At 65.5% G+C, this 12,817-nt stretch carries 15 protein-coding genes; 11 read left to right on the forward strand and 4 right to left on the reverse strand.

The features are described 5' to 3' along the window. From NLI84_RS07725 to NLI84_RS07760, 8 genes are all read left to right on the forward strand, one after another. Positions 1–702 carry a lysophospholipid acyltransferase family protein gene (locus NLI84_RS07725; RefSeq protein WP_255989377.1) on the forward strand — a complete coding sequence of 234 codons (702 nt, stop codon included), beginning with the start codon at positions 1–3 and terminating at the stop codon, positions 700–702. Next, positions 689–2,482 carry a bifunctional alpha/beta hydrolase/class I SAM-dependent methyltransferase gene (locus NLI84_RS07730; RefSeq protein ID WP_255989378.1) on the forward strand — a complete coding sequence of 598 codons (1,794 nt, stop codon included), beginning with the start codon at positions 689–691 and terminating at the stop codon, positions 2,480–2,482. Before NLI84_RS07725 ends, NLI84_RS07730 begins: the two co-directional genes overlap by 14 nt. Positions 2,483–2,510: 28 nt before the next feature. Beyond that, on the forward strand, positions 2,511–3,011 hold the full coding sequence (locus NLI84_RS07735; protein WP_255989379.1) for a hypothetical protein: 501 nt from the start codon (positions 2,511–2,513) through the stop codon (positions 3,009–3,011). A 79-nt stretch (positions 3,012–3,090) separates the two neighbouring features. After that, positions 3,091–3,573: a hypothetical protein gene (locus tag NLI84_RS07740; protein ID WP_255989380.1), complete on the forward strand. Its 483-nt coding sequence runs from the start codon at positions 3,091–3,093 to the stop codon at positions 3,571–3,573. Between the two features lie 18 nt (positions 3,574–3,591). Next, positions 3,592–4,710 carry a hypothetical protein gene (locus NLI84_RS07745; protein ID WP_255989381.1) on the forward strand — a complete coding sequence of 373 codons (1,119 nt, stop codon included), beginning with the start codon at positions 3,592–3,594 and terminating at the stop codon, positions 4,708–4,710. After that, the gene (locus tag NLI84_RS07750) at positions 4,688–6,025 is read left to right on the forward strand and encodes a phosphatase PAP2/dual specificity phosphatase family protein (RefSeq protein ID WP_255989382.1); all 1,338 of its coding nucleotides are present in this window, start codon (positions 4,688–4,690) and stop codon (positions 6,023–6,025) included. Before NLI84_RS07745 ends, NLI84_RS07750 begins: the two co-directional genes overlap by 23 nt. Further along, on the forward strand, positions 6,016–6,450 hold the full coding sequence (locus tag NLI84_RS07755; RefSeq protein ID WP_255989383.1) for a hypothetical protein: 435 nt from the start codon (positions 6,016–6,018) through the stop codon (positions 6,448–6,450). The genes NLI84_RS07750 and NLI84_RS07755 overlap by 10 nt, the downstream gene beginning before the upstream one ends. Before the next feature lie 74 nt (positions 6,451–6,524). After that, entirely contained in the window at positions 6,525–7,187 is a 663-nt protein-coding gene (locus NLI84_RS07760; protein ID WP_255989384.1) for a phosphoglycolate phosphatase, read from the forward strand. A 9-nt stretch (positions 7,188–7,196) separates the two neighbouring features. Here the strand turns inward: NLI84_RS07760 and NLI84_RS07765 are convergent, their stop codons facing one another. Further along, on the reverse strand, positions 7,197–8,327 hold the full coding sequence (locus NLI84_RS07765; protein ID WP_255989385.1) for an MFS transporter: 1,131 nt from the start codon (positions 8,325–8,327) through the stop codon (positions 7,197–7,199). 105 nt (positions 8,328–8,432) lie between these two features. Then, positions 8,433–9,347: a LysR family transcriptional regulator gene (locus NLI84_RS07770; protein WP_255989387.1), complete on the reverse strand. Its 915-nt coding sequence runs from the start codon at positions 9,345–9,347 to the stop codon at positions 8,433–8,435. 135 nt (positions 9,348–9,482) lie between these two features. Between NLI84_RS07770 and NLI84_RS07775 the strand changes: the two genes are divergently transcribed. Beyond that, a complete protein-coding gene (locus NLI84_RS07775) occupies positions 9,483–10,181 on the forward strand; it encodes a pirin family protein (protein WP_255989388.1) in 699 nt (232 codons plus the stop codon). Positions 10,182–10,375: 194 nt separating this feature from the next. Here NLI84_RS07775 and NLI84_RS07780 read toward each other — a convergent pair whose 3' ends face one another. Together NLI84_RS07780 and NLI84_RS07785 are read right to left on the reverse strand one after the other, a co-directional pair. Next, positions 10,376–10,651: a hypothetical protein gene (locus tag NLI84_RS07780; protein ID WP_255989389.1), complete on the reverse strand. Its 276-nt coding sequence runs from the start codon at positions 10,649–10,651 to the stop codon at positions 10,376–10,378. A gap of 338 nt (positions 10,652–10,989) precedes the next feature. After that, positions 10,990–11,394 carry a DUF1801 domain-containing protein gene (locus NLI84_RS07785; RefSeq protein ID WP_255989390.1) on the reverse strand — a complete coding sequence of 135 codons (405 nt, stop codon included), beginning with the start codon at positions 11,392–11,394 and terminating at the stop codon, positions 10,990–10,992. Positions 11,395–11,580: 186 nt separating this feature from the next. Between NLI84_RS07785 and NLI84_RS07790 the strand changes: the two genes are divergently transcribed. Together NLI84_RS07790 and NLI84_RS07795 are read left to right on the forward strand one after the other, a co-directional pair. Continuing rightward, the gene (locus NLI84_RS07790) at positions 11,581–12,240 is read left to right on the forward strand and encodes a glutathione S-transferase family protein (protein WP_255989392.1); all 660 of its coding nucleotides are present in this window, start codon (positions 11,581–11,583) and stop codon (positions 12,238–12,240) included. A gap of 159 nt (positions 12,241–12,399) precedes the next feature. Further along, the coding region (locus NLI84_RS07795) for a hypothetical protein (protein WP_255989393.1) at positions 12,400–12,817 on the forward strand (418 nt) is incomplete at its 3' end.

Consider the following 12,817-nt stretch of genomic DNA (forward strand, 5'->3'; position numbering starts at 1 on the left):
GTGGCTGCCGCTTCTCCACCCCTTGCGCGCCTGTGGCACAACGCCCTGCGGCTTGCCTTCATCGTCGGCGTGGCCTGGCCGGTGGTGCTGGTGTGGCTGGGGCTGACGCTGCGCCACCGCGAGCGGCTGCCGGTCAAGGGCCCCGCCATCGTCGTGGCCAACCACAACAGCCATCTCGACATCCTCACGCTGTACACGCTGTTCCCGCTCTCCAAGGTGCTGAATGTGCAGCCGGCGGCCGCTGCCGATTATTTCCTGCGGCACAAGCTGCTGGCCTGGTTCGCCACCCGGGTGATCGGCATCATTCCGGTGGTGCGTGGCGGCGCGAGTAAGCGCAATGATCCCTTGGAAGGCTGCTACGCCGCGCTGGAAGCGGGCCGCGTGCTGGTGCTGTTCCCCGAGGGGACGCGCGGCGAGCCCGAGCAGATGTCCGAGCTGAAATCCGGCCTGTGGTATCTGGGCCGGCGCTTTCCCGATATTCCCATCGTGCCGGTGTTCATGCATGGCCTGGGCCGTGCGATGGCCAAGGGTGCGCATATCCCGGTGCCTTTTTTCGTCGATGTCCATATTGATCGTCTCCTGCCCTGGCAGGACGACAAAACGGCCTTCAAGGCCGAACTGCAGGCCCGTTTCACCGCACTGCAACGCAAGGCGGCCGTGCTGGCCGAAGAACCCAAAGGAGCTCCCGATGCGCCACGCTGAAGAACGCCAATTCCAGACCTTCGATCAACAATCGCTGTTCTATCGCCACTGGCCCGCCACCGAAGGCAGCAAGCCGACCCGCGCCATTGTGCTGTTCCATCGTGGCCACGAGCATTCGGGCCGGCTGCAGCACATCGTCGACGAGTTGAACCTGCCCGATGTGCCGATGTTCGCCTGGGATGCGCGCGGCCATGGCCGCTCGCCGGGCGAGCGCGGCTTCAGCCCCAGCCTTGCCACGTCGGTGCGCGATGTCGACGAGTTCGTCCGCCACGCGGCCGACATCGCCGGCGTGCCGCTCGATGCGGTGACGGTGATCGCGCAAAGCGTCGGCGCCGTGCTGGTCTCCACCTGGGTGCACGACTACGCCCCGAAGATCCGCGGCATGGTGCTGGCCTCCCCGGCGTTCAAGGTCAAGCTCTACGTGCCGTTGGCGCGCCCCGGCCTGCGCCTGATGGAAAAGCTGCGTGGCAACTTTTTCGTCAACAGCTACGTGAAGGCCAAGTTCCTCACCCACGATCCGGAACGCATCGCCTCGTACGAGAGCGATCCGCTGATCACCCGGCCCATCGCTTCGCATATCCTGCTCGCGCTCTACGAAGCCGCCGACCGCGTGGTGGCCGATGCCGGCGCGATCACGGTGCCGACGCAGCTGTTGATCTCCGGCGCGGACTGGGTGGTGCACCACGGCCCGCAGCATGAATTCTTCGAGCGGCTGGGTAGCACGGTGAAGGAAAAGCACGTACTCGATGGCTTCTACCACGACACGCTGGGCGAGAAGGACCGCCACCTCGCCTTCGACAAGATCCGCGCCTTCCTCGACCAGCTCTACGCCGCCGCCCCGGTAGCCCCCGACCTGCTCGCCGCCGATCGCCAGGGCTATACCGCCAGCGAATACCGCGGCCTGCAGCAACCGCTGTCTCCGCTGTCGCCCAAGGCCCTGTACTACGGCGCCACCCGTCTCAATATGCGCACGCTGGGCAGCCTGTCGCGCGGCATCAAGCTCGGTTTCGATACCGGCTTCGATTCGGGCAGCACGCTCGACTACGTGTATCGCAACCGGATCGAAGGCACCACGCCGCTGGGCAAGCTTGCCGACAAGATTTATCTGGACAGCGTGGGCTGGCGCGGCATCCGCGTGCGCAAGCAGCACCTGGAGCAACTGATCACCGCCGCAGCCGATGCGCTGCGCGAGGCGGGCACGTCTATCCGCGTGGTCGACATCGCCGCCGGCCACGGCCGCTACGTGATCGACGCGCTCGCCCGCATTCCCGATGCCGAGCACATCCTGCTGCGCGACTACAGCCCGATCAACGTCGAGGCAGGCGGCAAGCTGATCACCGAGCGTGGTCTCGAGGGCAAGGCGAGCTTCGTGCAGGGCGACGCGTTCGATCGCGACAGTCTCTCCAGCCTGTCGCCGCGCCCCACGCTCGCCATCGTCTCCGGGCTGTACGAGCTGTTCCCGGACAATCCGCCCATCCTCGCCTCATTGAAAGGTCTCGCAGACGCGGTGCCGGCCGGCGGCTATCTCGTCTACACCAACCAGCCGTGGCATCCTCAGCTGGAACTGATCGCCCGCTCGCTGACCAGCCATCGCGGCCACCAGCCCTGGGTGATGCGCCGCCGCACCCAGCAGGAGATGGACCAGCTGGTCGAAGCTGCCGGCTTCGAGAAGCTGACACAGCGCATCGACGAATGGGGCGTGTTCACGGTGTCGCTGGCGCGGCGCAAGGGTGAAGATACGTTGCCGACGACAGAGGCGCACAGCGCCGTAGCGGCCTGAACCAACTGATTGCCACCGGAGTCCCGCCATGCAACAACCCATCCACGAACTGCTTGAAATCCTCGCCGACGGCGGGCTCGACGCGGCCGACCTCGACGCCATGACGGCGGAAGTGAGCAAGGCCGCCGCCGATGCCGCGGCCTACCTCGCCAGCGATACCGGCAGCGGCTACCCGGCGTTCCAGGCGCAACGCGGCGACACCGCGATGCCGTTGTGGCAATGGGTGCTGCTCGAGCAACTGGAAGGCGGCCTGGTGTTCCATGGCAGCACGGCGGCCGAGCTGTATGCAGCCATCGTCGACGCCTTCGGCGACGACGAACTCGACCTTGCCCCGGCCGCGCTGGCCAATCTGGACGAAGCCAGCGCCTGGCAGCAGGTACGCGAAGCGCTGGCCCCCGCCTACACGCTGGTCGACTTCGCCCAGCCCATCGACGCGCGCCGTCAGATCGTGCTGGTACGCAGCACCCGGCTTGAGCGCTTCAGCGGGCTGGCAAGCGAATTGGGGCTGGCCGCGAACCCCGCAGTCTGACACGCGCCGTCTTCAGGCAGAACGCCAGTGATACAGGCGCCGTCGAAGCTTGATTTAATTTTTACGCAATGAGCGATTTATGAGCGCCACGATTTCCGAACTGATCAACCTGATTTCCGCCGGTTTCATGGACGCCGACGATGCCCGGCCCATTGTCGCCGCCGTCGAGGCAGCGCGTGAGAACCCGACCGACTATCAGGCCAAATACGATGTATATGGCTATACGGCGCAAGCCGGCATGCCGTTGTGGCAATGGGTGCTACTACACCTGCTGCCGCCCGACCTGCTGTTTTGCGCGCCACAGCCCGATGAGCTCTATGCGCAGATCTGCGAGAGCTTCGACGATGGGCTGGAACTGGAGCCGGACGAACTCACCGGACTCAAGACGGACAAGGCCATCCAGTTGATCCAGCAGGATCTGGGCCCGCAATTCATGCTGGCGCGCCTGGGCAAACCCCTCAACGCGGACGAACCATGGCAATGCGTACTGGTACGCCGCAGCGAAGTCACTGCCTACCTGACGCTGTGCAGCGAACTGCAACTGCCCGCCGAAGCATGCTGACACGGGTACGAGTAGCCGATGCGTAATCGCCCCCGCTTCTGCCTGCCCGTCCTGGCGTTGTGCTTCGCGCTGTCTGCAGTGGTGCACGCCGCCACGTATCGCGGCCATATCGGCAAGCAGGCGGTGGTGGTGGAGCTGTTCGAGCAGGGTAGCGAGCTGCCGCGCGAGGGGCGTTACGCATATCTCGCGCACGGTCAGATCCTGTTGCTGGAGAGTGGGGGCGAGCCGGGACTGCTGACCGAGTACCGCGGCCGCAGCAGTTCGGACGACGAGGCCATCAGCGGCTATTGGCAGCTGCAGCGCGATGACAATGGTTGGCAGGGGCGATGGTTGAAGCAGCCCGGTGAGCGGGGGCTACCGATCACGCTGCAACCGGCAAGTCTGCCAAACGAAACGCTCGCCTTGTTGCACCTGCTGGATGGTGAGAACGTCCGCTCCGGCTTCGATCTGCTGCTGGCGGCGAGCCCGGCGCGCAAGCTGCGAAGCGGCGAGGTGCGGCGGATGGCCGGCACCGCAGTGCTACCGCAACATTGGCAACGCGGCCAATTGCGTGTCGAAGGCTTCCTGCTCGCCAAGCCGGAGCAAACTGGCGACGCCCGGATCAACGCGCTGCTGCAACTGCAGTTGCAAGATGCGATAGGCGAAGCCGAGCAATGTGAGGTTGGCGCACCGCGCGGGCTCTCGGATTATGTCCAAGTAGACACACCGAGCTATGCCAGCACGCATTACCTGTCAGTGGCAACACTGCGCGATTACTTCTGTGGCGGCGCGTATCCCAGCGCGGGGTCAACGGCACGGGTTTATGATCGCCGCAGCGGGCAATTAGTCGGCCTCGCCACCGAGGTTTATCAAGTCGACGACGCCAAGCAGACCGCTTTTCGCAAGCTGGTCGCCCATCACCTCAAATCGTTGGTGAGCGCGGAAGAGGCCGAATGCTATGCAGACTTTCTACGTAATCCGAATCAAGCTGATGCCCCCTGGTTATATCTGAATGGCATCGAGGCTAATGGGGTTATCGTGAGCCTGGGCTACCCCCAGGTTGCAAAAGTCTGTGAAATCAGCGTAACCCTCCCCTACGCCAGCATGCAACCCTTCCTACGCCCCGAATCCCGTCATGACTTCGTCAAGCAACACTGATCGCTCATCCCGCCCGAGTTGGCGCTACCGGCTGCTGTGGCTGATCCTCGCCGGCCCCACCTTCTTCCTGCTCTACGGCCAGGCCAACGAGTATGCGGCACGCATGCCGGCGCATCTGGTCGGCAACGTGGCGTTCGGCTGGGAGCGTGACTACATCCCGTTCTGGCCTTGGACCATCGTGCCCTACTGGTCGATCGACGTGATGTATGCGATCTCCATCATCATCGGCACCAGCCGCGCCGAGGTGCGCACTCAGGCCTGCCGGCTGCTCTTGACCACGGGGCTGGCCTCGCTGTGCTTCGTGCTGTGGCCGATGCGCTTCGGCTGGGATAGGCCGGAAGTCGCCGGTGTGTTCGGCCAGATGTTCACGGCGCTTGGCCTATTCGACAAGCCGTTCAACCAGGCGCCGTCGCTGCATATCGCGCTGCTCTACGTGATCTGGCTGCGGCTGATCGCACATGCGGCGCCGCGCTGGCATGCGCTGATCCACGGCTGGTGTGTACTGATCGGTGTTTCGGTGCTGACCACCTGGCAGCATCATCTGCTCGACATCCCGACCGGGCTCGCACTGGGGGTCGCGGTCTGCTACCTGCTGCCTATACCACCGCGCGGCTGGCCGCGCTGGCGCGCTGCCGACCCGGCACGCGCCCGCACGCTGACGCTGCGCTACCTGGCAGGCGCACTGGCGTTCGCCGCCATCGCGCTGATCTGGGGCGGCTGGGCCTGGCTCGCGCTATGGCCGGCTGCGGCATTGCTGATGGTGGCGCTCGGCTATGCCCGGCTGGGCCCTGCGGTATTCCAGAAAACGGGCGATGGCCACAGCACGCTGGCAGCCACGTGGCTGCTGCTGCCGCAGCGGATCGGCGCCTGGATCTCGTTCCAGTACTATCGGCGCCGCATTACCGCCTGCAGCCGTGTGGCCGCCGATGTAGCACTCGGTTGCTGGCCGGACCAGGCGTCGCTGCAGGGCTGCGCCGCCGTGCTCGATCTTGCCGCCGAGCTGCCGCGCAGCCGCGCGACGAGCGCGCTCGCCTATCGTGCCGTGCCCCTGCTCGACCTGCTGCCCCCCACTGTCGACGAGCTCTCGCAGGCCGTTGCCGCGCTGGAAGACCTGCGTCGGCACGGCCCGGTGCTGGTGCACTGCGCGCTGGGGCTGTCGCGCAGCGCCGCCGTACTCGCCGCCTGGCTGGTGGCGCATGGCGGGGAGCCCGACATCGAACACGCCATGCAGCGCGTACGCCAAGCCCACCCCGGGGTGGTACTGCAAGCTGGCCACCAGGCCGCGCTACTGAACTGGAGCATCGCATGTCGCTGAATGATCTCGATCTCACCCACCCCAGTGCCGGCGGCACGCTGATCGCGCTGCTCGACAGTTGCGGCCGGCTGGGCTGGCTGGCGCTGGCGGTGATGCTGCACGCGGCCTTGGTGCTGATGCTGGCGGCCCCCTGGCTGCAAGGCGTCATGGCCTGCGTGCTGTTGCTGGGCCTCATCGTGCAATACCTGGCCGCGCGGCTGGCATTCGATGCCGCGCTGTTTCGCACGCTCTATCGACCCGAGGCCGACGCGCGAGTGTTCGATCAGGCGATGGCCACGCTGTTCGGTGGCGCAGCGCCCGAGGTGCCGCGCACGCTCGCCTCGCGCTGGCAAGGCACGCAACGGCTGATCCGGCATTTTGCGCTCGGCTTTGCCTTGCAGCTCGCGCTGTGGCTGGCGGCGCTGGTGGGCGGAATCTGGTATTGATCCGCCGGCAAGCAAGGCCGGCCAACGCGCTTCTCCCGTATCATGCACGCTGATCCAACCACGTTCCGCTTGCCATGACCATCCGCGCCTTTGCCTTTGATCTTGACGGTACCCTCGTCGACTCCATCGCCGATCTTGCCCGCGCCGCCAATGCCGCGCGCGCCGATCTCAAGCTGCCGGCGCTGCCGGAAGACGTGGTCAGAAGCTATGTGGGCGACGGTTCGATGAGCCTGGTCGCCCGCACCGTGCATGCGGACCCGGAGGCGGTGTGGACCGGCAGCGAGCTGGAGCGTGCCGGCATGGCGCGCTTTGACGAGCACTACAAGGCGGGACTGACCCTCGCCACGCGCTTCTACCCGGAAGTGCAGGAAACGCTGCATGCGCTGCATGAGCTGGGTTTTCCGCTCGCCATCGTCACCAACAAGCCCGAGCGCTACACGCTACCGCTGCTGCGCGAGCTGGGCGTGTCCGAGCGCTTCGAGGTCATCGTCGGCGGCGACACGCTGGCCGAAAAGAAGCCGTCGCCGCTGCCGCTGCAGCACGTGGCCGAGCGCCTGGGCGTAGCCACCGGCGAGATGCTGATGGTAGGTGACTCGAAGAACGATATCCTCGCCGCCAAGGCAGCTGGCTGCCCCAACGTGGTGGTGCATTACGGCTACGGCGACGGCATCGAAACGCTGGGGGCCGATCGCATCATCCGCTTCTTCTCGGAGTTGCTGGAGTTCGCTGAAGGCTGATCCCGCCGGCTAGCCCGCCCGCCGCAGCTGGCGCGGGCCGGCGATGGCGATCAGCGCCACGCTGGCCGCCACCACCGCCAATGCGATGCGCAGGCTGCTGGCGTGGGCGATGCCGCCGATGATCACCGGCCCCAGCAGCAGCCCCACATAGGCCAGTCGCGCCACCGCGGCGATGCCCTCGGCGGGCGCAACGCCGGGCAGGCGCGACGCGGCGACAAAGAAAATGGGCACCAGATTGGCGGCACCGAGGCCCATCAGCGCAAAGCCTGCCAATGCCGGCGCGGTCGCCGGCCAGGCAATCGCCAGCGCAATGCCGATGACCCCCATCCAGCCCGATGCGGCGAGCAGACGCTCGGTGCCCAGCCGTGCGCGCAGCACATCGCCGGCGAAGCGACCCGCGGCCATGCCACCAGAAAACGCCGCATAGCCCCAGCCTACCCAGTACGGCGTGGCAAAGACCACGTCCTGCATATAGATCGCCGTCCAGTCGTACATGGCGCCCTCACCCACCAGGCCGAAGAAGGCGAGCACGCCGAGGATCAGCAGCAGCCGGTTGGACTGACCACGCTTGCCCGCCGACGCCGGCTCGGCCGGATGGTCGGGCAACAGGCGAGTGCGCGACCATAGCGCCACTGCAGCAGTAATGGCTGCCATACCGGCGCAATGCGCCCAAGGATCGATGCCGGCCGCGATCAGCGCGCCCCCCACCGCCGCACCGATCATGCCGCCCAGGCTGAACATGCCGTGGAATGACGACATGATGGGCTGGCCGTGGTGGGTTTCCACGGTGGCTGCCTGCGCGTTCATCGCCACGTCGTAGGCGGCATTGGTGATGCCGAACAACAGCAACGCCGGCAACAGCAGCACGAAGCTCGGCATGGCCAGGATGGCAGCGGTACAGACGGCGAACCCCAGCGCGCCCAGCACCGAGGCGCGTGCACTGCCGGCGTGCGCCACCCAACGCCCCAGCGGCTTCATGGTGACGATGGCGCCACCGGCGATGGCAAACATCGCCAGCGACAGGCTAGCCTCCGTCAGGCCGAACTTGGCCTTGATGGTGGGGATATGCACGCCCCAGGTGGCGTAGCTGGCGCCGCTGGCGAAGAACAGCAGCATGGTGGCGATGCGGGCAGAGAGCATGGGCGGATCACGAAATCGATTGCCGCCAGTGTGCCTGCGTCGCTGCGCCACGGCCATCGGGCAAAACACCGCCGCAAGTGCGGCAAATCGTGCCAGCCCCAGCGATCAGCGGTGCTCGACCAGCCAATTTGCGATGCTGCGATCCTCGGAAAGCCGCGTGATCCACCACTTCAGCGCGCGGCCGGCGCCGGCGGTACGCCAGGCGGCATACATCTGCGCCGCGGCCTTGGGCTCGTCCACCTGCTTGGCCACCAGCCGACCCGCCGCCAGATCGTCGACGATCAGACAGCTCGGCAAAAAACCACAACCGAGACCGGCGAGCTGCGCCGAGCGCTTGTCGCGCATGTCGGGTACCGTCAGCACTTCCTGGCCGTTGAGAATGCCGACAGTACGCGGCAGCAGGGTGCGCGAGCTGTCCGCCACCGCCACCACCGGATAGCGCAACACGGTGCTGGCCGGAATCGGCTCGGGTTCGCTCGCCAGCGGATGATGCGGCGCCACCGCGAACACGAAATCGATCTCGCCCAGCGCATGCGTGGCGTAACCGCCGCCGTGCGGCCCTTCCACCGCCACGCCCACCGCCAGGTCGGCACGATGATCGAGCAAGGCATCCCACATCCCGGCCAGTACTTCGCGCGAAAACCGTAGCTGCGTGCCCGAATTCAGCTGCTCGAATTCGCGGATCATCGGATGCAGCAGCTCCATCGGCAGCAGGCCGTCGAGCGCGATCGAGAGCTCCGTCTCCCAGCCGGTGGCCACGCGCTTCACCCGGCATTCAAGCTCGCTCGCGGCACGCAGCAGGTGACGACCTTCGTCGAGCAGCGTCTGCCCGGCCGGTGTAAGCCTGGCCCGGTGGCCGGAACGATCGAACAACTGTACATCGAGCTCGTCCTCCAGCTTTTTCACCATATAGGTCACGGCCGAAGGCACGCGATGCACCTCGTCCGCCGCGGCGGCAAAACTGCCTTTGCGGGCGATGGCGTCAAGGATTTCCAGCGATTCAAGGTTAAGACGCAGCATGAGGGCGGCCCGGGTGGCCATAGCGGCCAGAGATTCAGTTTTTTAGAATGATTAGCTCAGAACTCTTCGCTATCAACGGAAAAACGGGAGTACTAGCATGGCGCCATCGCAATCGGATTATTCGAAGGAGGTTATATGCAGCATGTCCGCAAAGCCCACGAACGCGGTTATGCCGATCATGGCTGGCTCAAGTCCTACCACAGCTTCTCCTTCGCCGATTACTACGATCCCCAGCACACCCAGTTCGGTGCGCTGCGGGTGATCAACGAGGATCGCGTGGATGCCGGCCGGGGCTTTGGCACGCATCCACACCGCGACATGGAGATTATCAGCTACGTGTTGTCAGGTGAACTACAGCACAAAGACAGCATGGGCAATGGCTCCGTCATTCGGCCAGGCAGCGTGCAACGCATGAGTGCCGGCACCGGGGTGGCGCATTCGGAATTCAACCCATCGCCCCAAGAGCCAGTGCACTTCCTGCAGATCTGGATCATCCCGGCCGAGCGCGGCCTGCCGCCCTCGTACGAGGAAGCCACATTCAGCGACGCCGACAAGCGCGGCCGGCTGCGCCTGATCGCCAGCCAGGACGGCGCCAATGGCTCGGTCACCGTGCACCAGGATGTGCGGCTCTATGCCGGCCTGTTCGATGGGCAGGAGCGCGCCCAGTACGTGCCGGCGCCGGGTCGCGGTCTCTACCTGCACGTGGCGCGCGGCAAGATCCACGCCAACGGCTTCGATCTCGCGGCGGGCGACGCGCTGCTGATCGAGGAGGAAGCGGAGCTGGTGCTGGAACGTGGGCAGAACGCTGAAGTATTGCTGTTTGACCTGGCGTGACCGCGGTCATCGCGGCGAGCGCCCACCCGGTGGGTGCCGCCGCCACCTCCGTGCCGAAGCGCGTTGTGACTGCAGCGTTTGAGCGCCCCGGTGGTGCGGCGGCAGGCAAGACCCGCTTGCCCGTCGCCGGCATTCGCGCGCGGCCGATGCCGGCGCCGCCGCTGACGCGCACGGCACTCGGCCGCCCCACGCGCTCAGTACTTGATGTCCCGCTTTTGCTGGCGGCCGTCCTGCTTGGTTTGGCGCTTTTCCTGGCGGCACTCGGCATTGCTCTGGTTGTTTGCGGCCCGGCAGTCGATCTTGCCCTGGCGCGCCTCCTGCTTGGCGTTTTGATTGACGTTTCTGCCCTGCTGGCGCTGTTGCGACTGCTGGGTGGCCAGGGTAGTACCCGATAGCGCCAGAAGGCCGGCAGCAAGCAGCACGCCACCCGCCCGGCGCCAAAGCCCGATTCTCGATTCGACCATCTTCATGCTCCTATTGCTTAGGTTGGGGTAGCGGCCAGCCCTCGCACCATGCCGCCTGCGCCTGCTCGCAAAAAACCCGATCAGGGCAGCTTGTTTCGATGAAGGCGAGCGTCCATGACCGGAAGTTCATGATGGCAGGCATGTTGCGATAGCGCGACCCAAGCGCCATGGCGCGGAGCGCATACGGGCATGCCCAAGTAGCTGCGCGCGCCTCTCTCCTTGGCTACCGGCAACACGCCGCAGCCGGCACGCGCTGCACCCTGCGCGGGTGCCGAGCTTCGTCGGGCCACGCCTGCATCCCGCCGGGGTGACGACGCCAGCGTTCCTGCTCACGGCAGGCCGGGCTACTTTGCCCGCTTGGCCTTGCCCGCAGCGTTGAGCGCGACGGCCGCGCGGATCAGTGCCTTGAACGCCTCAGCATCCACTTCGTTCCCCACCTCGATGTCGATCGCGCGGCGCACATTGCCGTCGAGGCTGGAATTGAAGAGCCGGGCCGGATCGGGCAGCGACGCGCCCTTGGCGAAGGTCAGCTTCACCTTGGCCTTGTACGTCTCCCCCGTGCAGAGGATGCCGCCGTGCTCCCACACAGGGGTAGCCATCCATTTCCAGGTCTCGACCACATCCGGCGCCGCCTCGTGGATCAGCTGGCGCATCCGCGCCAGCGCCTCACCGCGCCAATCGCCCAACTCGGTAATGCGTTGATCGATCAGCTCGGACGCGGACTTGTCGTTGGGGGCGGCGTTGGGCATAGGGGGTCCTGGCAAGGGGTTGGATGCATCGCGCTGCAACTGTCGCCGCTTCGGCGTTTTGGGGCAAGCGCGAAACGTGTGCCATCCGCTGATCATCGATCGGCCCAGGCGGGGCATGGGCATGCACTTGCATTTCGCCAGCGGGATCAGCACGCTAGCTGCCTCAACTTGCCAAAGAGATACGCCATGCCGCTGGTGCTCTACGGTCACCCGTTCTCGTCGTACACGCAGAAGGCGCTGATCGCGTTGTATGAGAACGCCACGCCATTCGAATTCCGCTGCCTGGGCCCGGATACGCCAGAACACGCGGCCGATTGGCTGCAACGTTGGCCGCTGCGCAAGTTTCCGCTGCTGGTCGATGGCAATCGCAGCATCGTCGAAACCAGCATCATCATCGAATACCTGCAGCTCGCCCACGCGGGCCCGGCGCGCCTGCTGCCGATGGAACCGATGGCGGCACTCGACGTGCGCTTTCTCGACCGCTTCTTCGACCTGCACGTGATGAGCCCGGTACAGCAGGCGGTCAGTGGCGCGCTGACGGGTGATGCAACGAAGCGTAGCGACGCGCTCGCTATCACGGTGGAACAGCTGGAACGCGCCTACGCATGGCTCGAAGGCCATCTGGCCGATCGGCAATGGGCCGCAGGCGCGGTCTTCACGCTGGCGGACTGCGCCGCCGCGCCATCGTTGTTCTACGCCGACTGGACGCATCGCATCGCCGATCATTACCCGACGCTGCGGGCCTATCGTGCACGCCTGCTTGCACGGCCTTCGTTCGCCCGCGCAGTCGAGGAAGCCCGCCCCTACCGGCTGCTGTTTCCGCTGGGGGCGCCCGATCGGGATTAAGCGCGACCAACAAACCCCTTATGCGCGCATTGCGCCGTACGCCTTGTAGCGTGAGCAACCAAAGGGAATCCGGTTCATCGCCCCTCAAGGCAACTGAAGCCATTCGCGGCTTCGCCCCCTCATCGCAAACCTTAAAAATACCTCTTCAGGAAAACCACCATGGCATTTAGGAGATCGTTCTTTCTTCTTGTTTCGATTGCTCTGGCCTGCTCTCACGCCGCGCTAGCGCAAGAGGAAATTCGGTTTGGCGCACCGATCAAAGCGGGCTCTGCGCCACGACTGGGAAATCTGCTTTCCTTGTCGAGTGCACAGCCGCCGCGAGAGCTGGCGCGAGGTGCTGATATCGTTCTGGTTTCGGGATATGAACCCTCCAATAGCCCGGCCGGAATGGCCGCACGTGTCCATATCGATCGTCCCGGCCCCAAGGTCCTGCTGGTGTTGAGCAGCTATGAAAAAATCAATTGGCAAGTCACCGCGTCTGCTGGCACCGCGATCTCGGGGATTCTGGTCTCAGGGTACTATCCACCCACGGTAGCTGTTGCATCCCGGACGATAATCTTAGCCCTCGTAGTTGGCG

The organism is Chitinolyticbacter albus, from assembly GCF_024437655.1.
GTDB lineage: Bacteria > Pseudomonadota > Gammaproteobacteria > Burkholderiales > Chitinibacteraceae > Chitinolyticbacter > Chitinolyticbacter albus.

Coding starts and splice junctions, on each gene's coding strand:
- NLI84_RS07735 (WP_255989379.1), top strand. CDS start 2,511: ATGCAACAACCCATCCACGAACTGCTTGAAATCCTCGCCGACGGCGGG.
- NLI84_RS07760 (WP_255989384.1), top strand. CDS start 6,525: ATGACCATCCGCGCCTTTGCCTTTGATCTTGACGGTACCCTCGTCGAC.
- NLI84_RS07775 (WP_255989388.1), top strand. CDS start 9,483: ATGCAGCATGTCCGCAAAGCCCACGAACGCGGTTATGCCGATCATGGC.
- NLI84_RS07750 (WP_255989382.1), top strand. CDS start 4,688: ATGACTTCGTCAAGCAACACTGATCGCTCATCCCGCCCGAGTTGGCGC.
- NLI84_RS07790 (WP_255989392.1), top strand. CDS start 11,581: ATGCCGCTGGTGCTCTACGGTCACCCGTTCTCGTCGTACACGCAGAAG.
- NLI84_RS07785 (WP_255989390.1), bottom strand. CDS start 11,394: ATGCCCAACGCCGCCCCCAACGACAAGTCCGCGTCCGAGCTGATCGAT.
- NLI84_RS07770 (WP_255989387.1), bottom strand. CDS start 9,347: ATGCTGCGTCTTAACCTTGAATCGCTGGAAATCCTTGACGCCATCGCC.
- NLI84_RS07780 (WP_255989389.1), bottom strand. CDS start 10,651: ATGAAGATGGTCGAATCGAGAATCGGGCTTTGGCGCCGGGCGGGTGGC.
- NLI84_RS07730 (WP_255989378.1), top strand. CDS start 689: ATGCGCCACGCTGAAGAACGCCAATTCCAGACCTTCGATCAACAATCG.
- NLI84_RS07765 (WP_255989385.1), bottom strand. CDS start 8,327: ATGCTCTCTGCCCGCATCGCCACCATGCTGCTGTTCTTCGCCAGCGGC.
- NLI84_RS07740 (WP_255989380.1), top strand. CDS start 3,091: ATGAGCGCCACGATTTCCGAACTGATCAACCTGATTTCCGCCGGTTTC.
- NLI84_RS07755 (WP_255989383.1), top strand. CDS start 6,016: ATGTCGCTGAATGATCTCGATCTCACCCACCCCAGTGCCGGCGGCACG.
- NLI84_RS07745 (WP_255989381.1), top strand. CDS start 3,592: ATGCGTAATCGCCCCCGCTTCTGCCTGCCCGTCCTGGCGTTGTGCTTC.